The 21,211-nt window shown below is 70.5% G+C and carries 19 protein-coding genes; 3 read left to right on the top strand and 16 right to left on the bottom strand.

Features of this window, described 5'->3' with window-relative positions; genetic code table 11:
• Positions 1–153 precede the first annotated feature (153 nt).
• From ligA to mnmA, 6 genes are all read right to left on the bottom strand, one after another.
• Entirely contained in the window at positions 154–2,352 is a 2,199-nt protein-coding gene (gene ligA / locus JK363_RS33220) for an NAD-dependent DNA ligase LigA (protein WP_201881018.1), read from the bottom strand.
• 15 nt (positions 2,353–2,367) lie between these two features.
• The gene (locus tag JK363_RS33215; RefSeq protein WP_201881017.1) at positions 2,368–3,384 is read right to left on the bottom strand and encodes a methionine synthase; all 1,017 of its coding nucleotides are present in this window, start codon (positions 3,382–3,384) and stop codon (positions 2,368–2,370) included.
• A gap of 58 nt (positions 3,385–3,442) precedes the next feature.
• Complete coding sequence (locus tag JK363_RS33210; RefSeq protein WP_201881016.1) at positions 3,443–4,132, bottom strand: SDR family oxidoreductase; 690 nt, start codon at positions 4,130–4,132, stop codon at positions 3,443–3,445.
• Positions 4,133–4,270: 138 nt separating this feature from the next.
• On the bottom strand, positions 4,271–4,798 hold the full coding sequence (locus JK363_RS33205) for an LOG family protein (protein WP_201881015.1): 528 nt from the start codon (positions 4,796–4,798) through the stop codon (positions 4,271–4,273).
• Between the two features lie 198 nt (positions 4,799–4,996).
• Positions 4,997–5,680, bottom strand: coding sequence for an HdeD family acid-resistance protein (locus JK363_RS33200; protein ID WP_307821962.1), 684 nt, complete (start codon positions 5,678–5,680; stop codon positions 4,997–4,999).
• A 155-nt stretch (positions 5,681–5,835) separates the two neighbouring features.
• Positions 5,836–6,993 carry a tRNA 2-thiouridine(34) synthase MnmA gene (mnmA, locus tag JK363_RS33195; protein WP_201881014.1) on the bottom strand — a complete coding sequence of 386 codons (1,158 nt, stop codon included), beginning with the start codon at positions 6,991–6,993 and terminating at the stop codon, positions 5,836–5,838.
• Positions 6,994–7,177: 184 nt separating this feature from the next.
• Here mnmA and JK363_RS33190 point away from each other — a divergent pair, with 184 nt between their 5' ends.
• Positions 7,178–7,870: an N-acetylmuramoyl-L-alanine amidase gene (locus JK363_RS33190; protein WP_307821961.1), complete on the top strand. Its 693-nt coding sequence runs from the start codon at positions 7,178–7,180 to the stop codon at positions 7,868–7,870.
• 19 nt (positions 7,871–7,889) lie between these two features.
• Here JK363_RS33190 and JK363_RS33185 read toward each other — a convergent pair whose 3' ends face one another.
• A complete protein-coding gene (locus JK363_RS33185) occupies positions 7,890–9,566 on the bottom strand; it encodes a hypothetical protein (RefSeq protein ID WP_268981121.1) in 1,677 nt (558 codons plus the stop codon).
• 316 nt (positions 9,567–9,882) lie between these two features.
• Complete coding sequence (locus JK363_RS33180) at positions 9,883–11,052, bottom strand: cysteine desulfurase family protein (protein ID WP_201881012.1); 1,170 nt, start codon at positions 11,050–11,052, stop codon at positions 9,883–9,885.
• 122 nt (positions 11,053–11,174) lie between these two features.
• On the opposite strand from JK363_RS33180, the gene JK363_RS33175 reads away from it, so the two are divergent.
• A complete protein-coding gene (locus JK363_RS33175) occupies positions 11,175–12,020 on the top strand; it encodes an alpha/beta fold hydrolase (RefSeq protein WP_201881010.1) in 846 nt (281 codons plus the stop codon).
• Between the two features lie 147 nt (positions 12,021–12,167).
• Positions 12,168–12,755, top strand: coding sequence for a TIGR03086 family metal-binding protein (locus tag JK363_RS33170; protein WP_201881009.1), 588 nt, complete (start codon positions 12,168–12,170; stop codon positions 12,753–12,755).
• A gap of 40 nt (positions 12,756–12,795) precedes the next feature.
• On the opposite strand, the gene JK363_RS33165 is transcribed toward JK363_RS33170, so the two are convergent.
• From JK363_RS33165 to JK363_RS33130, 8 genes are all read right to left on the bottom strand, one after another.
• The gene (locus tag JK363_RS33165; RefSeq protein WP_201881008.1) at positions 12,796–13,692 is read right to left on the bottom strand and encodes an SRPBCC family protein; all 897 of its coding nucleotides are present in this window, start codon (positions 13,690–13,692) and stop codon (positions 12,796–12,798) included.
• Complete coding sequence (locus JK363_RS33160) at positions 13,689–14,081, bottom strand: ArsR/SmtB family transcription factor (RefSeq protein ID WP_201881007.1); 393 nt, start codon at positions 14,079–14,081, stop codon at positions 13,689–13,691. Before JK363_RS33160 ends, JK363_RS33165 begins: the two co-directional genes overlap by 4 nt.
• A 55-nt stretch (positions 14,082–14,136) precedes the next feature.
• The gene (locus JK363_RS33155) at positions 14,137–14,796 is read right to left on the bottom strand and encodes a trimeric intracellular cation channel family protein (RefSeq protein WP_201881006.1); all 660 of its coding nucleotides are present in this window, start codon (positions 14,794–14,796) and stop codon (positions 14,137–14,139) included.
• 64 nt (positions 14,797–14,860) lie between these two features.
• Positions 14,861–15,955 (bottom strand): ABC transporter ATP-binding protein, encoded by a 1,095-nt coding sequence (locus tag JK363_RS33150; RefSeq protein WP_201881005.1) that lies wholly within the window; start codon positions 15,953–15,955, stop codon positions 14,861–14,863.
• 20 nt (positions 15,956–15,975) lie between these two features.
• Positions 15,976–17,115, bottom strand: coding sequence for an ABC transporter ATP-binding protein (locus tag JK363_RS33145; RefSeq protein WP_215911511.1), 1,140 nt, complete (start codon positions 17,113–17,115; stop codon positions 15,976–15,978).
• Complete coding sequence (locus tag JK363_RS33140; protein ID WP_201881004.1) at positions 17,112–18,086, bottom strand: ABC transporter permease; 975 nt, start codon at positions 18,084–18,086, stop codon at positions 17,112–17,114. The genes JK363_RS33145 and JK363_RS33140 overlap by 4 nt, the downstream gene beginning before the upstream one ends.
• Before the next feature lie 155 nt (positions 18,087–18,241).
• On the bottom strand, positions 18,242–20,005 hold the full coding sequence (locus JK363_RS33135) for an ABC transporter substrate-binding protein (protein WP_201881002.1): 1,764 nt from the start codon (positions 20,003–20,005) through the stop codon (positions 18,242–18,244).
• A gap of 127 nt (positions 20,006–20,132) precedes the next feature.
• A complete protein-coding gene (locus tag JK363_RS33130) occupies positions 20,133–21,137 on the bottom strand; it encodes an ABC transporter permease (protein ID WP_201881001.1) in 1,005 nt (334 codons plus the stop codon).
• Between the last annotated feature and the right edge of the window lie 74 nt (positions 21,138–21,211).

The following is a 21,211-nucleotide window of genomic DNA, read 5'->3' as shown; positions in this document are numbered from 1 at the left end:
ATGCCGTCCGACGATCGGTGACCTTCTGGTATGCGCTGTAAGGGTGATGCCCGCCGGCTACGCGCGGGAAGTGCTCCCAGTCGTAATCCGGCCACCTTTGAACTGCTGTGCAGACAAGATGGCCGGACCGCTGCGCCGGTCGGGTGGACCGGGCTACTCCTCGGATGACTCCGGAGCCGCCAGAGCCACTTCTTTCGCGGCGTCGGGCCCCTGTTCGAGCAGCACGGCGAAACCGTCGTCGTCCAGAACCGGAACTTTCAGCTGCACAGCCTTGTCGTATTTCGAGCCGGGATTGTCGCCGACAACGACGAAATCGGTCTTTTTCGAAACAGAGCCGGTGACTTTGGCACCGCGGTTCTGGAGCGCCTCCTTGGCGCCGTCCCGGGTGTGCGAGGCCAGGGTGCCGGTGACCACGACGGTGAGACCGGCCAGCGGACGCGGGCCCTCGTCCTCGCCCGCCTCCTCCTCCAGCCGCACCCCGGCCCGCCGCCACTTCTCCACGATCTCGCGGTGCCAGCCCACGGTGAACCACTGCTTGACCGAGGCCGCGATGATGTCGCCCACGCCCTCGACGGCCGCCAGCTCCTCCTCGCTCGCCTCGGCGATCCGGTCCAGCGAACGGAACTCGCGGGCCAGCGCGGTGGCCGCGACCGGTCCGACATGGCGGATCGACAGACCGGTGATGATCCGGGCCAGCGGACGCTGCTTGGCGGCCTCGATATTGGCCAGCATGGCCAGGGCGTTCTTCTTCGGCTCGCCCTTCTGGTTGGCGAAGAAGGTGACCACCTTCTCCTCGCCGGTCCTGGGGTCGCGCTTGGGCAGCCCACTGTCCGGATCCAATACGTACGACCTGATGGGCAGCAGCTGTTCGATATCGAGATCGAACAGATCCCCCTCGTCCTTCAGCGGTGGATCGGAGGGCTCCAGCGGCTGGGTGAGGGCGGCGGCGGCCACATAGCCCAGATTCTCGATGTCCAGGCACTTGCGGCCCGCGAGATAGAAGATGCGCTCCCTCAACTGCGCCGGACAGGAACGGCCGTTGGGGCAGCGCAGATCGACATCGCCCTCCTTGGCGGGCTGCAACGGGGTGTGGCACTCCGGGCATTCGGCGGGCATCACGAACTCCCGCTCGCTGCCGTCCCGCAGATCGACGACCGGGCCCAGGATCTCCGGGATGACATCGCCCGCCTTGCGCAGCACCACGGTGTCACCGATGAGCACGCCCTTGGCCTTGACCACGTCCTGGTTGTGCAGGGTCGCGAACTCCACCTCCGAGCCGGCCACCGTGATCGGCTCCACCACCGCGTACGGCGTCACCCGGCCGGTGCGGCCCACCCCGACCCGGATGTCGACCAGCTTGGTGTTGACCTCCTCGGGCGGGAACTTCCAGGCGATGGCCCAGCGCGGCGCCCGGGAGGTGGAGCCCAGTCGCCCCTGCAACGGGATCTCGTCCAGCTTGACGACGGCGCCGTCGATCTCGTGCTCCACCGAGTGCCGGTGCTCGCTGTCGCCGTAGTACGCGATGTACTCCCGCACACCCTCCAGGGAGTCCACGACCCGGGAGTGGGCCGCGGTCGGCAGCCCCCACTCGTGCAGCAGCTCGTACGCCTGCGACAGCCGGTCGATGTCGAAGCCCTCCCGGGCGCCGATGCCGTGGACCACCATGCGCAGCGGACGGGAGGCGGTGACCTTCGGGTCCTTCTGGCGCAGCGAACCGGCCGCCGCGTTCCGCGGGTTGGCGAACGGCGGCTTCCCCGCCTCCACCAGCCGGGCGTTGAGCTCGTCGAAGCGCTCGCGGGGGAAGAAGACCTCGCCGCGCACCTCCACCAGCTCCGGGATCCGGTCGCCCTTGAGGCGGTTGGGGATCTCGGCGATGGTGCGCACATTGGGCGTGATGTCCTCACCGGTGCGCCCGTCGCCCCGGGTCGCGGCGCGGGTCAGCCGCCCGCGCTCATAGGTGAGGTTGACCGCCAGACCGTCCACCTTGAGCTCGAGGAGGAAGTGGTACGCGGTGCTCCCCAGCTCGCGGGCGATGCGGTCGGCCCACGTCCCCAACTCCTCGTCGTCGAAGGCATTGTCCAGGCTGAGCATCCGCTCGCGGTGCTGGACCTCGGTGAACTCCGTCTCGTACGCCCCCGCGACCTTCTGGGTGGGCGAATCGGGCGTCCTGAGCTCGGGGTGCTTCTCCTCCAGGGCCTCCAGGCTGCGCAGCAGCCGGTCGAACTCCGCGTCCGAGACGATCGGGGCGTCCTTGACGTAGTACCGGAAGCGGTGCTCCTCGACCTGCTCAGCGATCTTGGCGTGCTGATCCCGTGCCTCGGCGGGCACTGTCGACTGCTGTTCGCCGGCCACCGTGTCGTCCTCCCGTTACTCAGGGTTGTCCGCGAGCGATCTCGCCGCCCGGACGCAATGGGCCAGCGCGGTACGGGCATACGCGGGCGAAGCACCCGCGAGACCGCACGACGGAGTGATCACCACGGACTCCGCGAGAGTCCCTGGAGACAGCCCCAGCCTGCGCCACAGCGTCCTGACACCCCTGACGCTACCGGCAGGGTCGGACAATGGACCCTCCACGCCGGGGACGGCACCGACGAAGAGTGCCGTACCGCCCTCCACGGCCTCTCCGATCGCCTCCTCCTCACTCTCCGTGAGGAGCGAGAGGTCGAAGGAGATCCCCGCGACCCCGGCCCTCCGCAGCAGCCGGAACGGCACGGACGGGGCGCAGGAGTGGACCACCACGGGCCCGTCCGCCACCGACATCAGATCGCGCAGCGCGCCCTCGACCACCGCCCGGTCCACCGCCGGGTGGGTGCGGTAGCCGCTGGCCGTACGGACGCTCCCGGCCAGCACCGCGGTCAGCGACGGCTCGTCGAGCTGGAGCACCACCTCGGCGCCCGGCACCCGCCGGCGCACCTCCGCGAGATGGGTGCGCAGCCCCTCGGCGAGCGAGGCGGTCAGGTCCCGGCAGGCTCCCGGGTCGCTCAGCGCGGCCTCCCCGCCGCGCAGTTCCAGGGCGGCGGCCAGGGTCCACGGCCCGACGGCGGAGACCTTCAGCGCCCCCCGGTGCCCTTGTGTGTACTCCTCCAGGGCGTCGAGGTCCTCGCCCAGCCAGGACCGCGCCCGCCGGGTGTCCCGCCCCGGCCGGTCGCTGATCCGCCAGCCGCTGGGCTCGACATGGGCGTACAGCTCGACGAGCATCCCGGCGGTCCGCCCGATCATGTCCGCGCCCGGCCCCCGCGCGGGCAGCTCCGCCAGATACGGCAGGGCCTCCAGCGATCCGGTGACGGTCTTCGCGGCCTCCCGCGCGTCGCCGCCCGGCATCGACCCGACGCCGGTCGCGGCCCCGGCGCCCCAGCTGTGGTGGTTGCTGCTCTTCTCGCTCACCCGGGAAGCCTAAGGCCCGGCCGGAGCGGCGGCACGGACGGCGGCGCGGACGTGCGGGTCAGCCGCGCGGACGCACCGACAGATCGGTGATCTCCGCGTCACGCGGCAGATCGAGCGCGGTCAGCACGGTGGTGGCCACGGTCTCCGGCGCGATCCAGCGCTCCGGGTCGTACTCCTTGCCCTCCTGCTGGTGCACCTTCACCTGCATCGGGGTCGCGGTGCGCCCGGGGTAGACAGTGGTCACCCGCACCCCGTTGTCGCTCTCCTCCCAGCGCAGCGCGTCGGCCAGCGCCTTGAGGCCGTGCTTGCTCGCGGCGTACGCGCCCCACTGGGCGTTGGCGCGCAGGCCCGCACCGGAGTTGACGAACAGCACATGCCCCTTGGCCAGCCGGAGCTGGGGCAGCAGCAGCCGGGTCAGCTCGGCGGGCGAGACGAGGTTGGCGGCGAGCTGGCGGTTCCACGCCTTGGGGGTCAGCTCCCCGATCTCCCCGAGGTCGACCACACCCGCGATGTGCAGCAGTGAGTCCAGCCGGTCCGGCAGCGCCTGGTGGCTCAGCGCCCAGGACAGCTTCTCCGGGTCCGCGAGGTCTCCGACGACCGTGCGCGCCCCGGGGAACCGCCGCTCCAGCTCCTTCGCCCGTCCGGCGTCCCGTGCCAGCAGCCACAGCTCGTCGCCGCGCTCGGCCAGCCGCTCGGCCACCGCCGTGCCGATGCCCGAGCCTGCCCCAGTGATCAGATGCGTTCCCATGCCCCCAGCTTGCCTCACCGCGTACACGTGCACGTCCTGGCTTGGCGCAATCCCATGCACCCCGGGCGGGCGGCCTTCACGCCGGACGCTGCCGTCCTGTAACGGCCCCGGTGAGGTCCGTCCGCCCCGGAACGGCCCTCAGACGGACTCGAGATACGCCATGGCGGCCACGCCGTCGTCCGCGAAGAAGACCAGCTCGCTCAGCGGCCGGGGCAGGAAGCCCTCTTCCTCCATCCGCTGGAACTGCTGCCTCAGCCCGTCATAGAACCCGGCCGTGTTGAGCAGCACCACCGGCTTGATGTGCAGACCGTGCTTCTTCAACTCCAGGATCTCGGTGGCCTCGTCGAGCGTCCCGGTGCCGCCGACCATGACGACCACGGCGTCGGCGCGGGCCAGCAACTGCGCCTTGCGCTCGGCGAGATCCTTGGTGATTACCATCTCGTCGGCGTTCCGGCGGGCCTTCTCCGCCAGGAACTCCACCGAAACCCCCACCAGCCGCCCGCCGTTCTCCTGCACCTCGTCCGCCATGACCTTCATCAGCCCGACGTCCGACCCGCCCCAGACCAGCGTGTGCCCGCCCTTGCCGATCAGCTCGGCGAACTCACGGGCGGGGGTGGTGTAGCGGGCGTCGAGATCGGCGGCGGAGCAGAAGACACAGATATTCATGGCGCCACTCTACGAGCGCCGCCCGGACCCTCCGGCCCGCGCTCACGGCAGCCCGCGGGGCCACGCGCGGCGGGCTGGGGTCCGTCTTCAGGGGGGCGCCCGGCCGCGAGCGGCGTGTGGGCGCACGGGGCACCTCCCAGCGGTAGCCGGGGGCGCCGTGCCAGGCGTCGGGAGCAGGGAGCCGCGGTGAAGACGGCCCTACGGCTGGGGATGGGGCTGCGAGCGGAAGTGCAGTCCGCGGCCCGCTCTGCGCGGTGGGTGGCCACTGCCGACGCGCAGCTGGATGCCGTGGACCACTTCGATCACGCCCAGGGCGATCAGCCACACCCCGGCCGTCAGGGCGAGCGCCTTGATGGAGCCGAAGGGCAGGACGACCAGCAGCACCCCGGCCAGCGCGGTGATCAGCCCGAGGGCGATCTGCCAGCCGCGGGCGGGCAGCTCCTCGGCGGAGATGGCCGTGGCGGTCAGCATGACGCCGCGCAGCAGCCAGCCGAAGCCGATCCACAGCGCGAGCAGCAGGATCGACTGCGCGGGCCCCCGGAAGCAGAGCAGTCCGAGAAGCACCGAGAGGGCGCCGCTGACGAAGCCCAGGACGCGCAACTGCCGGGGCACCTGCGAACTGAACGTCCCGGCCAGCTGAAAGATGCCGCCGACCAGCAGATACACACCGAAGAGAGCGCCAACGACCGCCAGCGTGGGCCCCGGCCACGCCAGCACGATGACACCCAGCGCGATGGCCACCAGACCCGCGGTGACCAGGACCTGCCAGGTGGCCTCGGACAGGACGCCCATGAGACCGGCGTGCGGACCGCCGAGGCCGCCGGGACTCTCGTCCCGCGGCCGGTTCTCGGCGCCATGAGGGGTATCGGAGGAAAAACTCACGCTCGTCCACCTCCTGGGGCTCCTCGGGAAGGAGGATCGCGGTAGACCGGACGCAACCATCGTCACCCCGCGCCCACCGCTTCGCCTGGGGAACGGCCCGGAGCCCGGCGCTCCCGGCCCGCCGCCCGGCTGCGGGGCCCCGCGCCGGGCCGGTCCTACGCCGGGGATACGACCGGGCGCGCCCGCTCGGTGGTGGCGATGGTGGCCGAGCCGACGACCCGCGTCCCGTCGTAGAGGACGATGGCCTGGCCGGGGGCGACGCCCCGGACCGGCTCGGCGAAGGTCACCCGCAGCTCGGCGCCGTCGACCAGCTCCGCGGTGACCTCGGTCTCGCCGCCGTGGGCGCGCAGCTGGGCGGTGTAGCCGCCGGGGCCGCTCGGCGGGGCCCCGCACCAGCGGGGCTTGATGGCGGTGAGGGCGACGACGTCCAGGGACTCGGCGGGGCCGACGGTGACCGTGTTGTTCACCGGGGAGATGTCCAGCACGTAGCGCGGCTTGCCGTCGGGCGCCGGGTGGCCGATGCGCAGCCCCTTGCGCTGGCCGATGGTGAAGCCGTACGCACCCTCGTGGGTGCCCAGCTTGCGGCCCTCCTCGTCGACGATGTCGCCCTCGGCGGTGCCCAGATGGCTCGCGAGGAAGCCCTGGGTGTCACCGTCCGCGATGAAGCAGATGTCATGGCTGTCGGGCTTCTTGGCGACCGCCAGCCCCCGCCGCTCGGCCTCCGCGCGGATCTCGTCCTTGGTGGTCAGGGTGTCCCCGAGGGGGAACAGGGCATGGGCGAGCTGGCGCTCGTCCAGCACCCCGAGCACGTAGGACTGGTCCTTGGCCATGTCGCTGGCGCGGTGCAGCTCACGGGAGCCGTCCTCGCGGCGCACGACGGTGGCGTAGTGGCCGGTGCACACGGCGTCGAAGCCGAGCGCGAGCGCCTTGTCCAGCAGCGCGGCGAACTTGATCTTCTCGTTGCAGCGCAGACAGGGGTTGGGGGTGCGGCCCGCCTCGTACTCGGCGATGAAGTCCTCGACCACGTCCTCGCGGAATCGCTCGGCGAGGTCCCACACGTAGAACGGGATGCCGATCACATCGGCCGCGCGCCGGGCGTCCCGCGAGTCCTCGATGGTGCAGCAGCCGCGGGCGCCGGTGCGGAAGGACTGCGGATTGGCGGAGAGCGCGAGGTGGACGCCGGTCACGTCGTGGCCCGCCTCGGCCGCACGCGCCGCCGCGACCGCGGAGTCCACACCGCCGGACATGGCGGCGAGGACGCGCAGACGACGGCCGTCGCGGGGACCGGTGGGCGCACCGGGGAAGTCAGTCATAACCCCTCCAGGGTAGGCCCTGCCCCGGCATGGCCTCCGCGCGGAGCGGCGGCCCGCCGCGCGGTGGCGGGCAGGGCGTCCGCGGGTCCGCCGCACTGGCGCCCTGCCAGTATCTGCGCGGAGCGGAACCGGGCCGCGTCCTCCGGGCGTTGAGCGGTCCGTGAATGAGGACGTCGAGCGGACCGTGAGCGAAGACACAGACGCGGCCACCCCCACCGACGGCGAGCGCCGCCGGTTCAGCAGGCGCGCCGTGCTGCTCGGCGGTACGGCCGCCGGGCTGACCGCGGCCGGAGTCGCCGGGTACGCCGCGCGGGAGCAGCTGAAGCGGCTGTGGTGGCGGCTGCCGGGGGTGGATCAGGAGCGCGAGGCGGGGGCGGTCGACTACCCGGGCGCGGAGTGGGTCGCGGCCTCGGGGGAGAACTGGCGGCGGGCGGACCGGCCGTACGACTACACCGTGGACCGGGTGGTGATCCATGTGGTGCAGGGCAGTTTCGCGGACGCCCTCAGGGTCTTCCGCGACCCCGAGCACCGCGCCGCGGCGCACTATGTGGTGCGCCGCGACGGCCATGTCGCGCAGACGGTCCGTGAGATGGACGTGGCGTTCCATGCGGGCAACCGCCCGTACAACGAGCGCAGTGTCGGCATCGAGCACGAGGGATTCGTCAGCCGGGCGAGCTCCTTCACGGACGCGATGTACCGCTCCTCGGCCCGGCTGACCGCCGCGATCTGCGAGCGCTACGGGATCCCGAGGGACCGCGAGCACATCGTGGGTCATGTGGAGGTGCCGGGCACCGATCACACCGACCCCGGGACCCTGTGGGACTGGGACCGCTATCTGCGGCTGGTGCGGGCGGTCCGGACGAGGACGGCGAGGTGAGGGACCGGCGGACGGTGGCTCAGGCGGGGCCGAAGACCACGGCGAGCGGACGGTGCGCCGTGTCGTTGCTGGAGGGCCTGCTCGCCTTGTCGTCGCCGATGTAGAGCTTCTTGCCGGCGTAGATCATCGTGCAGTCGCCGTAGATGTCCATGCCGGATTCGGCCTCCTTCATGTCGTCCGGATGCTTGTGGAGCGTCTCCATCGAGAAGGACTTGGGATCGATGCGTACGACCCCGCCGGCCTCGCTGTACTGGCTGCCCAGATAGGCCAGGAGAGAGCCGTCCTCCTCGGTCTGGACGGGCATCAGCGACCTGCTCTCGGCCATCTTGGTCTTCCCGGTCTTCTTGCCGGTCTTCAGGTCCAGGCCGGTGATCCGTTCGCCCGGGCCACCGTCGTCCACATCCACCTCCGAGGAGAGGTAGATGGTGCTGTTCTTCTTGTCGAGGGCGAACTCCTTGCACCCCTCCACACCGGCCACCGTGCAGCTGGGCTTGTACCCCGCGGCCACCACGTCGATCTTGCTGAGCAACCTGCCCTGCTTACCGCTGTCGTCGATGGTCAGGATGTCGGTGACGCCACTACCGCCCTCGGAGTCGCCGGTGTCGACGGCGACGACGAGCGGTGCGGTGGAGAGCACATGCGCTTCTTCGACCTTCTCGTCCAGCTTGTAGGTCGACTTCACCGCCCGCGTTGTGGGATCCAGCGTCTGGATCTCCTGCTTCGTCTCGGTGACGGAGGTCGAGGTGTCGCATCCGTACAACGCGACCAGTTTGTCACCGCCGCCCGCGTAGCCGTCGTCGTCGCAGTCCGCGATGTACTTCGGCGTCCACAGCGGCTTGCCCTCGAGCGACCAGGCTCCCCCGCCGCTGGTGCCGCCGGCGGCCACGGTGCCACCGCCGATGGTGACCTCGTCGAACTGCACCCCGGCGTTGCCCTCGCTGTCCGACCCTTCCTTCTGCCAGACCAGCTTGCCCTTCTTCAGGTCGACCAACCCGACCTTGGTGCAGAGCGCGTCCTCCCCTTTGCCGTCCCGGAACAGGACCGCGGTGAGACCCTCCTTGGTGACATGCGGGGACGCCCAGCAGATCTGTCCACCGAGCGGTATCTCCCACTGCGACTTCGCGCCGTCGAGGGAATAACCGACGATTTTGTTGACCTCGCCCTTCACGAAGTTCTTGTCGGTCACCCAGGTGCCCATGGTGTTGGCCTCCTTGCCGACCTTCGGCATGGCGACCTTGCCCAGTGTCTTCGCCTGGACGCCTTCGGAGGAGGACCCGCCGTCCTTACCGCCGTCGTCGTCGCCTCCGGTCGCCAGCGCGATACCCCCGCCCACCAGGGCCACCGCGAGCACTCCGCCGATGATCAGCCCCAGGGGCGGCTTGGACCGCCGGCCACGGCCGCGCCCGCGCCCGCCCGAGCGGCCGTGCCCGCCGGGACCACCACCGTGGCCGCCGGTGCCACCCGGACCACCCGGACCGCCACCGTGCCCGCCAGGACCACCCGGGCCGCCCGCACCGCCAGGACCCCCGTAGCCGCCGTAGCCCTCGGGGCCGCCGGAGCCGCCCGGGGCCGGGGCCGCGCCCGGGTATCCACCGGCGCCGAAGTGCCCCGCCTGGGAGGGTGGTTGCTGCGGCCCTTGCGGCTGCGGCGGCGGGTACTGGGGCTGGTGGTGCGGCGGCAGCGGAGGCTGCGACATCCATGGCTCCTGTTCACACGGGCCCGGCTCAGGAACCGGCGCTCACCGCGTGCTCATCGTGCCGACGGACGCCGCCGACACGAAAAACCGCCCAGGCCGATCCGGCTCGGGCCGGTTCTCATGAAGGCGGCCTGCGCATTCCCCCGGAATCACAGGACCGTTGCGGATCAATTCTTTCGGCCGCATCTCCGCGATATCAAGCGGAAATTCCTGTTCCGGGGACTATTTGAAATGACCGGCAGATCACTTCCCATTCCGCGGTGCCACGAAAGGGGCAGGAGCGGACCAACCCAGCGTGGGACCAGGGTCCGTGTCCCTAACTCAGCCCGGCACCGCGCGCCCGCTCCACCGCCGGGCCGATCGCTTCCGCCACCGCGTCCACATCGGCCTTGGTCGAGGTGTGGCCGAAGGAGAAGCGCAGGGTGCCGCGGGCGAGGTCGGCGTCGGTCCCGGTGGCCAGCACCACATGGCTGGGCTGGGCGACACCGGCCGTACAGGCGGAGCCCGTCGAGCATTCGATGCCCTGCGCGTCCAGCAGCAGAAGCAGCGAATCGCCCTCGCAGCCGGGGAAGGAGAAGTGGGCGTTGGCCGGGAGGCGGCCCGCGGGGTCGGGGTCGCCGCCGAGGACCGCGTCGGGCACGGCGGTACGCACGGCGGCGATCAGCGCGTCGCGCAGCGCGCCGATCTCGCGCGCGAACTCCTCGCGGTGCGCGGCCGCATGGGCACCGGCGACGGCGAACGAGGCGATGGCCGGGGTGTCCAGGGTGCCGGAGCGCACCTGGCGCTCCTGGCCGCCGCCGTGCAGCAGCGGTACGGGGCTGTGCTCACGGCCGAGCAGCAGTGCGCCGACGCCGTACGGACCGCCGATCTTGTGACCGCTGACGGTCATCGCGGCCAGCCCCGAGGCGGCGAAGTCGACCTCCAGCTGACCGAACGCCTGGACGGCGTCGGCGTGCAGCGGTACGCCGAACTCGGCGGCCGCCTCGGCGAGTTCCCGGACCGGCTGGACCGTGCCGATCTCGTTGTTGGCCCACATGACGGTCGCGAGGGCGACGGTCGCGGGGTCGCGGGCGATGGCCTCGCGCAGCGCGTCGGGGTGTACCCGCCCCAGGGAGTCGACCGGCAGCCATTCGACCCGCGCGCCCTCGTGCTCGGCGAGCCAGTCGACGGCGTCGAGGACGGCGTGGTGCTCGACGGGGCTGGCGAGCAGCCGGGTGCGGGCCGGGTCGGCGTCCCGGCGTGACCAGTAGAGCCCCTTGACCGCGAGGTTGTCGGCCTCGGTCCCGCCCGAGGTGAAGACCACCTCGCTCGGGCGGGCACCCAGCGAGGCGGCGAGGGATTCCCGGGACTCCTCGACGGTACGGCGGGCCCGCCGTCCGGCGGCGTGCAGCGAGGAGGCGTTGCCCGTGACGGCGAGCTGGGCGGTCAGCGCCTGCACCGCCTCCGGGAGCATCGGGGTGGTGGCGGCGTGGTCGAGGTAAACCATGGTGGGCTCGATTCTACGAGCCGCGGTGGGGGCGCGTGCCGGGCGCGTGGGCGTAGATGCCGTGCGCCGACCGCCGAAGCACCCCTCGACACGACCTGTAAGGAGTGTTTAGGCTTTTACTCATGACAGTGATCTGGAACCCGGACCGGACGTTCCGCAGCTCCTCCGGCGAGGTCCGCTGGACCGCCTTCGGCGCGCCGGACGCACCGCCGGTCGTACTGCTGCACGGCACACCCTTCTCCTCGTACGTCTGGCGGGCCGTCGCCCGCGCGCTCGCCGACCGCCACCGGGTGTTCGTCTGGGACATGCCGGGTTACGGCGCCTCCGCCAAACACGAGGGCCAGGACGTCTCCCTCGCCGCCCAGGGCCGGGTCTTCGGCGAGCTGCTGGAACACTGGGGACTGACCGCGCCCGGGGCGGAACCGGCCGTCGTCGCCCATGACTTCGGCGGCTGTGTCGCGCTGCGCGCCCATCTGCTGCACGGTGCGCGCTACCGGCGGCTGGCCCTGGTCGATCCGGTCGCCCTCCCGCCCTTCGGCTCCGCCGCCTATCAGTTGTTCGGCGGCCACGCCAAGGTCTTCACGGAGCTGCCTCCGGCGCTCCACCGGGCGCTGGTGCGCGAGTACGTCGGCTCGGCGAGCGGGCCGGGGCTGCATCCGGCGGTGTGGGAGCGGCTCGTCGAACCGTGGTGCGGGAAGGACGGGCAGCCCGCGTTCTACCGGCAGATCGCGCAGAACGACCAGCGGTTCATCGACGAGATCGAGGGCCTGTACGGCGAGCTGGACCTCCCCGTCCTGGTCTGCTGGGGCACCGACGACGCGTGGATCCCGGTCGAGCACGCACATGAGCTGGCCTCCCGCATCCCCGGGGCGGAGCTGCGGCTGATCGAGGGAGCGGGCCATCTGGTCCAGGAGGACGCTCCGGCCGAGCTGACCGCGGCGCTGCTCGGCTTCCTGAGCACCCCCTGAGGCGGAACACCCCGGCGGCGGGCTCGGGAAAGCGCCGGAGGCGGGAAGGACACGCGCAGAAAAAACCTGACGGCGGATGTCAACTTAACGCGGGAAGCTCCCTCCCGATCCCGACGCAGTCCCTCCCGACCAACGGAAAGGGTCCTCATGGACGCCGCATCGCCCCTGCCCGACCCGCGCCCCTTCTACGAGCGCGCCGCCGACCAGATGGCCGCGCTGATCGACCTGGCGACCAAGGACACCCTGGACCGGCAGACGCCCTGTACCGAGTACGACGTACAGGGCCTGGTGTCCCATGTCATCGCCGGCACCCGGCGGTTCGTGACGGTGGGCGAGCACGGCGCCGCGCCGGCCGCCGCCGACGACGCCCCCGACGTCCCGGGCGACGGGCTGGCCGAGGCGTACGCCACGGAGCGCCGCAAGCTCGCCGCGGCCTGGGCGGATGACGCCAAGCTGGACACCGAGGTCACCGTGCCCTGGGGCACGATGCCCGGCCGGTACGCGCTCAGCGGCTCGGTGATGGAGACGGTGACGCACGCCTGGGACCTGTCGCGGACCCTCGGCCATCCGATCCCGCTCGACCAGGAGCTGGCCGCGTTCGCGCTGGGGACCGCCCGGCAGGCGCTTCCGGCGGAGGGGCGCGAGGGGCTGCCCTTCGGTCCGGTGGTGCCGGTCGATCCGGCGGAGACCGACGCCTACGTCCAGCTGGCGGGCTGGCTCGGCCGCACCCCGTAACGCCCGCGCGGGGCGACCGCCCGTCGCCCCGCCCGCGGCGTCAGCCCGGCATCCGCAGCAGCTTCGCCGCGAGCAGCGCGATATGGCGGCGCCAGGCGGTGAGCACCTCGGCCCGCCGCTCCTCGTCCGCCTCCGCGGGCGCGGTCTGGGTGAGGATCAGCCGGGCTCCATGGCCGGTGCCCTGGGTCAGCTCCCAGCGCACCCGGCCGACGGGACGGCCGTCCAGCTCCCAGTCGTAGGAGAGCACCCGGGGCGCCTCGACCTCGGCCACCGGCCCGGCCGGGACGGCGTCCACCCGGAACCCGAAGGGCACCGGACCGCCGACGACGGGTGCCTCGGCCCCGGTCCCGGCGGGGCCGGGCTTTCCGGCCAGCGCCTGCCACGCCGTCTCGGCGGGGCGGACGAGCTGGCGCTCGAAGCGCAGCCGCCAGCCGCCGCCCTCGACGGTCTCGACCGCCCCCTCGGCCAGCCCGAACGCCTCGATGTACTTCTCGTGCAGCTCGGCCATGTCGCCGGGGGCGGTCTCGGCGCCGTCCAGCAGTGCCGCGAGACCGGTGAGACAGGCGTGCCAGCCGGAGGCGAAGCTGGCCGCGCCGAACCGGTCGCCGAAGGTGTGGGTGAGGGTCAGCACACAGCCGTCGCCGTCGGGGCGGAGCTCCCAGCGGAGCTGGTCGTCGCCCCACGTGAAGGCGAAGACCCGGGGCGGGTCCAGCTCGGTGACCGCCCCGCCCATGTCCGGCCCCTCGCGGCCGGGGAAGACAAAGCCCATCTTTCCGCCGACCTTGAGATCCACCCGGACCTCGGAGGGGAACCAGTGGGCCAGCTGGGCGGGCTCGGTCAGCGCCCGCCAGACCTTCTCCGGGGGATGGGCGATCCGCCGCTCCAGCCGCAGGGCGGAGCGGCCGCCGCCGTCCTGGCTGCTGAGTGTGTCCTTCATGGCTCTTCTCCCTCGGAGGCGTCTGGGGCGTCTGGTACGTCGGGGACCTGGCGGGCGTGGCGGGCGCCGGGGGCATCGGCGCCGTCGGGCAGGCTGTCGAGGTGCCGTTCGAGCGCGTCCAGACGGTCGGTCCACAGCCGCCGGTACGGCGCCAGCCAGGCGTCGATCTCGGCCAGCGGCTCGGGGCACAGCTCGTACCACCGGCGCTGGGCGTCCCGGCGGACCCGCACCAGACCGGCTTCGCGGAGCACCCGCAGATGCTTGGAGGTGCCCGGCTGGGTCAGCCCCAGCCGCTCGGTCAGCTCACCGACCAGACGGGGCCGCTCCAGCAGGAGGTCCAGAATCTGCCGTCGGCTCGGCTCCGCGAGCACGTCGAACGGTATGGCCATATCTCGAACATACCTCGGCGGCTATATAACCGCAATGGAATACAGGCGCGGCGCGTCAGACTTCCTCGGCCGCCGTACTGCGCCGGTTCCAGGCGCGCGGCGCCCGCCAGCCGAACCGCATCGCCAGCAGCCGGACGATGAACGCCGTGGTGGCGGCGAGCGCGCTGGTGGCCCCCGTCAGCGCGTCGTAGTGGATGAGCAGCGCCGCGATGGACGCGCCCACAATGGCCGGGACGGCGTACAGATCGCGGTCCCAGCGCAGCAGCGAGGGCACCTCATGGGCCAGCACATCGCGCAGCACTCCGCCGCCGACCGCCGTGACCAGACCGAGGGTGACGGACGAGGTGAGCCCCAGTCCGTGGTCATGCGCCTTCATGGTGCCCATCACACAGAACAGCCCGAGCCCGGCGGCGTCGAAGACGCCCACCGCCCCCGTGATCCGCTCGACCTCCGGGTGGAGGAAGAAGACGATCAGGGTGGCGATGAGCGGGGTGAAGAAGTAACCGAGGTCGGTGAAGGCGATGGGCGGCACCGCGCCGATCACCAGGTCCCGGAACACCCCGCCGCCCAGCGCCGTGGCCTCCGCGAGCACCGCCATGCCGAAGACATCGAAGTTCTTCCGTACACCCAGCAGGGCGCCGGATATCGCGAAGAAGAAGATTCCGACCAGCTCGAACACATGCTGGACGGAGGGGGTGAACCATTCGATGAGCACGCGACATTCTTACCTTCCGGTGCGACCGGCCGGTGTGCCCGAGGCCACCACCCCCCGCCCCGTCTCAGCTGTCGGTCTTCTTCGTCACCTTCCGTGCCGTCTCGGCCGCGGCCTTCTGCCGGGGCACCTGGTCGGACGCGTCGGGTGCGTCGGGTGCGTTCTCGGGGTGGTGGCAGGCCACCTGGTGCCCGGTCCTCAGCGCCACCAGCGGCGGCTCCTGCCGCTTGCACACCTCGGTCGCCTTCCAGCAGCGGGTGTGGAAGCGGCAGCCGGACGGCGGGGAGATCGGCGAGGGAACGTCGCCCTTGAGCAGGATCCGCTCCCGCTTGGCCCGCCGCTTGGGGTCGGGCACCGGCACCGCGGAGAGCAGCGCCTTGGTGTACGGGTGCATGGGGGTCTCGTAGAGCGCCTTGCGATCCGCCAGCTCGACGATCTTCCCCAGGTACATCACCGCGATCCGGTCCGAGACATGCCGGATCACCGACAGGTCATGGGCGATGATCACGTAGGTGAGGCCCAGTTCGTCCTGAAGGTCGTCCAGCAGGTTGACCACCTGCGCCTGGATGGAGACGTCCAGTGCGGAGACCGGCTCGTCGGCCACCACCAGCTTGGGCTTGAGGGCCAGCGCCCGGGCGATGCCGATGCGCTGCCGCTGACCGCCGGAGAACTCGTGCGGATAGCGGTTGTAGTGCTCGGGGTTGAGCCCGACCAGCTCCAGCAGCCGCTGCACCTCCGCCTTGGTGCCGCCCTCCGGTGTGACGCCCTGGAGCCGGAAGGGGGCGCCGACGATCGCGCCCACCGTGTGCCGGGGGTTCAGCGAGGAGTACGGGTCCTGGAAGATCATCTGGACGTCACGGCGCATCGGGCGCATCGCGGCGGTGCCCAGATGTGTGATGTCCCGGCCCTCGAACTCGATCTTCCCGGAGGTGGGTTCCAGCAGCCGGGTGACCAGCCGTCCCATGGTGGACTTGCCGCAGCCGGACTCGCCCACCACGCCCAGGGTCTCCCCCGGCCGTACGTCGAAGTCGAGTCCGTCGACCGCCTGCACCGCACCGGTCTGCCGTTGCAGCAGCCCCTTCTTGATGGGGAAGTGCTTGACCAGCCTCGACACCTTGAGCAGGGGCTCGGGCGTCGCGGTCGCCTGCTCCGGGTCGGTCATCTTCGGATCCTTGTCGTCCGTCACAGCTTCGGCGCAATCTCTTCGGTCCAGATCCGCGTGCGGTCCTCCTGCGCCATGTGGCAGGCGCTGAAGTGCTCCTCGCTCCCGGCCACCTGCACCAACTCCGGCCGCTCGGTGCGGGTGATCCCGTCCCGGGGCACATCGGCGTACGGGCAGCGCGGGTGGAAGGCACAGCCGGAGGGCACGTTGATCAGGCTGGGCGGGGAGCCCTTGACCGGGATCAGCCGGTCGGTCTGGTCGCGGTCGATCCGGGGCATCGAGCCCAGCAGCCCCCAGGTGTACGGATGCTGGGGCTCGTAGAAGACCTTCTCGGCCGGACCACGCTCGACACAGCGGCCGCCGTACATCACCAGCAGGTCGTCGGCGAGTTCGGCGACGACGCCCAGGTCATGGGTGATGATGATGACCGCCGAGCCGAACTCCTTCTGGAGGTCCCGGATCAGATCCAGGATCTGTGCCTGGACGGTCACGTCCAGGGCGGTGGTCGGCTCGTCCGCGATCAGCAGCTCGGGGTTGTTGACCAGCGACATCGCGATCATCGCGCGCTGGCGCATCCCGCCGGAGAACTCATGCGGATAGCTGTCCACCCGTTTGTCCGGCTGCGGGATGCCCACCCGGTCCAGCAGTTCGATCGCGCGCTTGCGGGCCACGTCCTTGGTGACCTCGTGGTGGACCCGGTACGCCTCCACGATCTGTTTGCCGATCGTGTAGTAGGGGTGCAGCGCGGATAGCGGATCCTGGAAGATCATCGACATCTCGCGGCCGCGCAGTTTGCGCACCTCGTCCGGGTCGGCGCCCAGCAGCTCCTGGCCGTTGAGCCAGATCTCCCCGGAGATGCGCGCCTTGCGGCGGCCGTACTGCCCGGCGGTGTGCAGCCCCATGATGCCGAGCGAGGTGACGGACTTGCCGGAGCCGGACTCGCCCACGATGCCGAGCGTCCGGCCCTTCTCCAGCCGGAAGCTGAGCCCGTCCACGGACTTGACCAGACCGTCGTCGGTCGGGAAGTGGACCCGCAGATCGCGTACTTCGAGGAAGGCGGTGGGGGCGGGCGAACCGGCCGCCGCCACCTCCCCGACGGCGGTCCCGGGGGCCGCCACCGCGCCGGTCTCCGGCGTCCCGGATTTGTTCAAGTCGGTCATCCGAGCCTCACTCGCGGGTCGATGACGGCGTACAGCAGGTCCACGACGAGGTTGGCGACCACGATGCACAGCGCGGCGATCAGGGTCACGCCGAGGATCACCGGGAGGTCCTTGTCGCTGATCGCGTTCACCGCGAGCCGGCCGAGGCCGGGCAGGTTGTAGGTGGTCTCGGTGAGGACCGCGCCGCCGAGCAGCGCGCCGAGGTCCAGGCCGAGCAGGGTGAGGATGGGCGTCCAGGTGGAGCGCATGGCGTGCCGCCCGATGACCACCCGTTCCCGCAGGCCCTTGGCGCGCGCGGTACGGATGTAGTCCTCGCCCATGATCTCCAGCATGGTGGCCCGGGTGAGCCGGGCGTACATCGCGGCGTAGAGGAAGGCGAGCGTGATCCAGGGCAGGATCAGGCTCTCGAACCACATGCCGGGGTTGTCGCCGAGCCCCTTGTAGTCCACGTCCACCCACTTCAGCTGGTAGCTGAAGATCGCGAGCGAGAGCAGACCGGTGAAGTAGATCGGCAGCGAGACACCGGCCAGGGCGACGGTCATCGCCGAGCGGTCCCACAGGGTGCCCCGGCGCAGCGCGGAGACCACACCGGTGGCCACACCGCCGACGACCCACAGCAGACAGGCCCCCGCGGCGAGCGAGAGGGTGACCGGCATGGCGTCGGTCAGCTGCGGCCACACCGCCTGCTCGGTGCGGAAGGAGTAGCCGAAGCAGGGGGCGGGGCAGTGGGTGACGTCCGAGCCGTTGGCGTAGTCGCGGCCGACGAACAGGCCCTCGACGAAGTGCCAGAACTGCAACAGCAGCGGATCGCCGAGTTCCAGCTTCTTCCTGATGCCCTCGATCGCTTCCGGGTCGGCCTGTTTGCCGACGAACAGCAGCGCCGGGTCGGATCCGGCCCACTTGGGGATCACGAAGAAGATGGCGAAGGTCGTCAGGGTGACGACCAGCAGCATCATGACGACGGCGAACAAGCGCCGGATGACATAAGCAAGCACGGTACGCGGCCCGGCGGCGGTCCGGGCGCCCCCTGGCGGGGGCTCCCGGACCGCCACGCGCGGCCATCACCTGCCCTTCGGGCCTATCGGGTGCGGCGACGGTGGGGTGGCGGGTGTTCGCTGGCGGACCGTCACTTGACCCCGAGCGAGACGTAGTCGTAACGGCCGTTGTACGCCGCCGCCGTGTAGGCGTTGGTCAGACGCGAGCTACGCCAGGTGATGTTCTTCTCGTAGAGGAACGGCATCTGCACGGCCAGGTCGGTGACCTTGTGGTTCATCTGCTTGTAGATCTCGCCGGCCTGGGCCGGGTCGGTCTCCTTGAGCGCCTCGTCGAAGAACTTGTTGATCTCCGGGTCGTTCGTCTCGGAGACGTTGTAGTTACCCGTCTGCTCGATGAAGCGGCCGTCGATCAGCGGCTGCGAGAAGCCCTGGCCGGTCGGGAAGTCCGGACCCCAACCGGTCATCGACAGACCGTAGTTGCGCTTCTTCATCACCGACGGCGAGCCGGTGATGCTGGCGGACGACGCGCCCTCGATCGGCTCGACCTCCAGCTTGATGCCGACCTTGCTCAGGGACTCCTGGAGCGCCTCGGCCGCCTCGACCTCATTCGGCTGGTCGTTGCGGGCGACGATGTTGGCCGAGAAGCCACCGGGCTTGCCGCACTGCTTCAGCTCGTCCTTGGCCTTGGCCGGGTCGGGCTTGCCGCCGCGCTTGAGGATGCCGTACGGGTCGTAGTTGTCCGCGCCCTTGATGCTCTTGGGGAGCATGTTGGGGGCGATCTCACCACCGGCCTGCGGGCCGCCACGGGTGGTCTGGAGCTGCTTGTAGTCGGCGCCGTAGATGACCGCCTTGCGGCAGTGGATGTTGTCGAACGGCTTGACCTTGGTGGCCATGTCGACGTAGCGGACGAAGCTGGTCTCTATGTTGTCGACGTTGCCCTTGTGCTGCTTGAGCGCGGTGGTACGCCCGGACTGGGTCATACCGGTGGCGCTCAGGAAGACGTCGTAGTCGCCCTTGATCAGGCCCTTGTCGATCACTTCGAGGTTGGAGTTGAAGGTGACCGTGACCTTGTCCGGCAGCGCGGCGCGGATCGGGTCGGACTTCCGGTCCCACTTGGGGTTGCGGACCAGGGCGGCGCTCTTGCCCGGCGAGTACGAGGTGAACTTGTACGGGCCGGAGGAGAAGGGCCGGTTGGTGTACTTGGCCCCGGTGTCCTTGGACGCCTTCACCGGCGAGCCGGTCGGCATCGCGAGCATCTGCTCGAAGTCACCGTTGGGATTGGCGAGGTTGAAGACGATGGTCTTGTCGTCCGGCGTCTCGATCGCCTTCAGACCCAGCTTGTCCTTGGACTTGTCCTTGTACGGACCGGGGTACTCACCCTTGGGGTCCAGCGCCTGGCGCAGATAGCTGGGGCCGCCGGAGACGACGTCCTTGGCCCAGATGCGCTCGATGCCGTACTTGATGTCCTTGGAGGTGATGGCCGAGCCGTCCTCCCAGGTGATGCCGTCCCGCAGGGTGTACTTGTATGTCTTGCCACCGTTGCTGATCTTGGCCGTGGAGGTGGCCAGGTCCGGCACCAGCTCATTGGACGCGTTGCCCGGCTTGGGCGCGTACGTAATCAGTTGGCGCGCGTAGAAGCGGGAGAAGTCCCAGGCGAAGCCGTAGTACTGGCGCTGCGGGTCGAGGGAGTCGAAGTCCTGCTTGTTGACGAACTTCAGGGTGCCGCCCTTCTTGGACGACTTGTTGGCAACGCCCTTCATCGCGGCGTTGAAACCGGCTCCCGAGCCACTTTCCTCATCGGATCCGCCACCGCAGGCCCCGGTGGCCAGGAGGGCGCAGACGACAGCCGCCGCGCCGACGACCCGCCTGCTTCTCGACGAACGTAGGGGTTTCATGGTTGCTGCAACCTCCGGGATAGCGGTCCTTGGCATGGCGCCGGGGAGTGATCGGATAGCCGCCTGACAGATGAGGCAGGGGGACATACGTCGGGGTGCGCCCGGACTGGAGCCGGGTGTGTCACCGTCATCGGGTGCCCTTCGGGTCGAGGGCGTCGCGGACGCCGTCGCCGAAGAGGTTGAAGGCCAGCACCGTGATGAAGATCGCCGCACCGGGGATGATCATGAACATGGGATCGTCCTCGTAGGTGCCCACGGCCTTGGACAGCATCTGCCCCCAGGACGCGGTCGGCGGCTTGACGCCCGCCCCGAGGAAGCTGAGCGCCGCCTCGGTGAGGATGTTGGTGGGGATCATCAACGTCGTGTAGACGGTGATCGGCGCCACCAGGTTGGGCAGCAGTTCACGGAAGAGGATGTAGCGCCGGCCGGCGCCCAGGCTCCGTGCGGCCTCGACGTACTCCTTCTCGCGCAGCGAGAGCGTCTGCCCGCGCACGATCCGGCCGACGTACGGCCAGCCGAAGAAGCCGATCACCGAGACCAGGATGGCGATGCGCACCCCGCTGCCGGTCAGTCCCAGCAGGTCGTTCGGCAGCACCGACACCAGGGAGATGATGAAGAGCAGCTGCGGGAAGGCCAGCAGCATGTCCATCACCCGGCTGATCACCGTGTCCACCCACCCACCGAAATATCCGGCGATGATGCCGAAAACGGTGCCAAGGACCACGGCGACAACCGCCGCGAGGAAGGCCACCAGCAGGGAGATCCGCGCACCGTAGACCACCCGGCTGAACACATCGCGGCCGTTGGAGGGCTCCACACCGAAGAGGAAGTCGGAGCTGATACCGCCCCAGCTGCCCTTGGGAGTGCCGAACAGCGGGTCGATCTCATCCTGGTGGAACTCGTTCGGCGGATGGCCGAGCAGACTCACGATCAGTGGCGCGAAGACGGCCACGAACACCAGCAGGACGACAATGGCTCCACCGGCCAGCGCCAACTTGTCCCGCTTCAGGCGCATCCAGGCGATCTGCCGCAGCGATCTGCCCTCGACCGATGCCTTGACCACATTCGCCGCTACATCGGCAGTCGCGACCGGCTCCGCCTCCGCGCTCGTGCCGTGCAATGGTGCCGTCATCGTGGCTGGGACCCCTCTCGACCGGTGGTGACCGGCCCACGACTCGCCGCTGTGGCGGCTTTGTTCACAACCTG

The organism is Streptomyces coffeae, assembly GCF_016741875.1.
GTDB classification, from domain to species: Bacteria; Actinomycetota; Actinomycetes; order Streptomycetales; family Streptomycetaceae; genus Streptomyces; species Streptomyces coffeae.
The sequence above is the reverse complement of the archived record's forward strand: the minus strand, read 5'-3'. Positions and strand labels throughout refer to the sequence as shown.

Excerpts from the sequence above, each read along its gene's own strand:
- JK363_RS33180 (WP_201881012.1), bottom strand. The coding sequence starts at position 11,052 with ATGGTTTACCTCGACCACGCCGCCACCACCCCGATGCTCCCGGAGGCG.
- JK363_RS33160 (WP_201881007.1), bottom strand. The coding sequence starts at position 14,081 with ATGGCCATACCGTTCGACGTGCTCGCGGAGCCGAGCCGACGGCAGATT.
- JK363_RS33165 (WP_201881008.1), bottom strand. The coding sequence starts at position 13,692 with ATGAAGGACACACTCAGCAGCCAGGACGGCGGCGGCCGCTCCGCCCTG.
- JK363_RS33205 (WP_201881015.1), bottom strand. The coding sequence starts at position 4,798 with ATGAATATCTGTGTCTTCTGCTCCGCCGCCGATCTCGACGCCCGCTAC.
- JK363_RS33135 (WP_201881002.1), bottom strand. The coding sequence starts at position 20,005 with ATGAAACCCCTACGTTCGTCGAGAAGCAGGCGGGTCGTCGGCGCGGCG.
- JK363_RS33185 (WP_268981121.1), bottom strand. The coding sequence starts at position 9,566 with ATGTCGCAGCCTCCGCTGCCGCCGCACCACCAGCCCCAGTACCCGCCG.
- JK363_RS33210 (WP_201881016.1), bottom strand. The coding sequence starts at position 4,132 with ATGGGAACGCATCTGATCACTGGGGCAGGCTCGGGCATCGGCACGGCG.
- JK363_RS33145 (WP_215911511.1), bottom strand. The coding sequence starts at position 17,115 with ATGACCGACTTGAACAAATCCGGGACGCCGGAGACCGGCGCGGTGGCG.
- JK363_RS33130 (WP_201881001.1), bottom strand. The coding sequence starts at position 21,137 with ATGACGGCACCATTGCACGGCACGAGCGCGGAGGCGGAGCCGGTCGCG.
- JK363_RS33170 (WP_201881009.1), top strand. The coding sequence starts at position 12,168 with ATGGACGCCGCATCGCCCCTGCCCGACCCGCGCCCCTTCTACGAGCGC.
- mnmA (WP_201881014.1), bottom strand. The coding sequence starts at position 6,993 with ATGACTGACTTCCCCGGTGCGCCCACCGGTCCCCGCGACGGCCGTCGT.
- JK363_RS33175 (WP_201881010.1), top strand. The coding sequence starts at position 11,175 with ATGACAGTGATCTGGAACCCGGACCGGACGTTCCGCAGCTCCTCCGGC.
- JK363_RS33150 (WP_201881005.1), bottom strand. The coding sequence starts at position 15,955 with ATGACCGACCCGGAGCAGGCGACCGCGACGCCCGAGCCCCTGCTCAAG.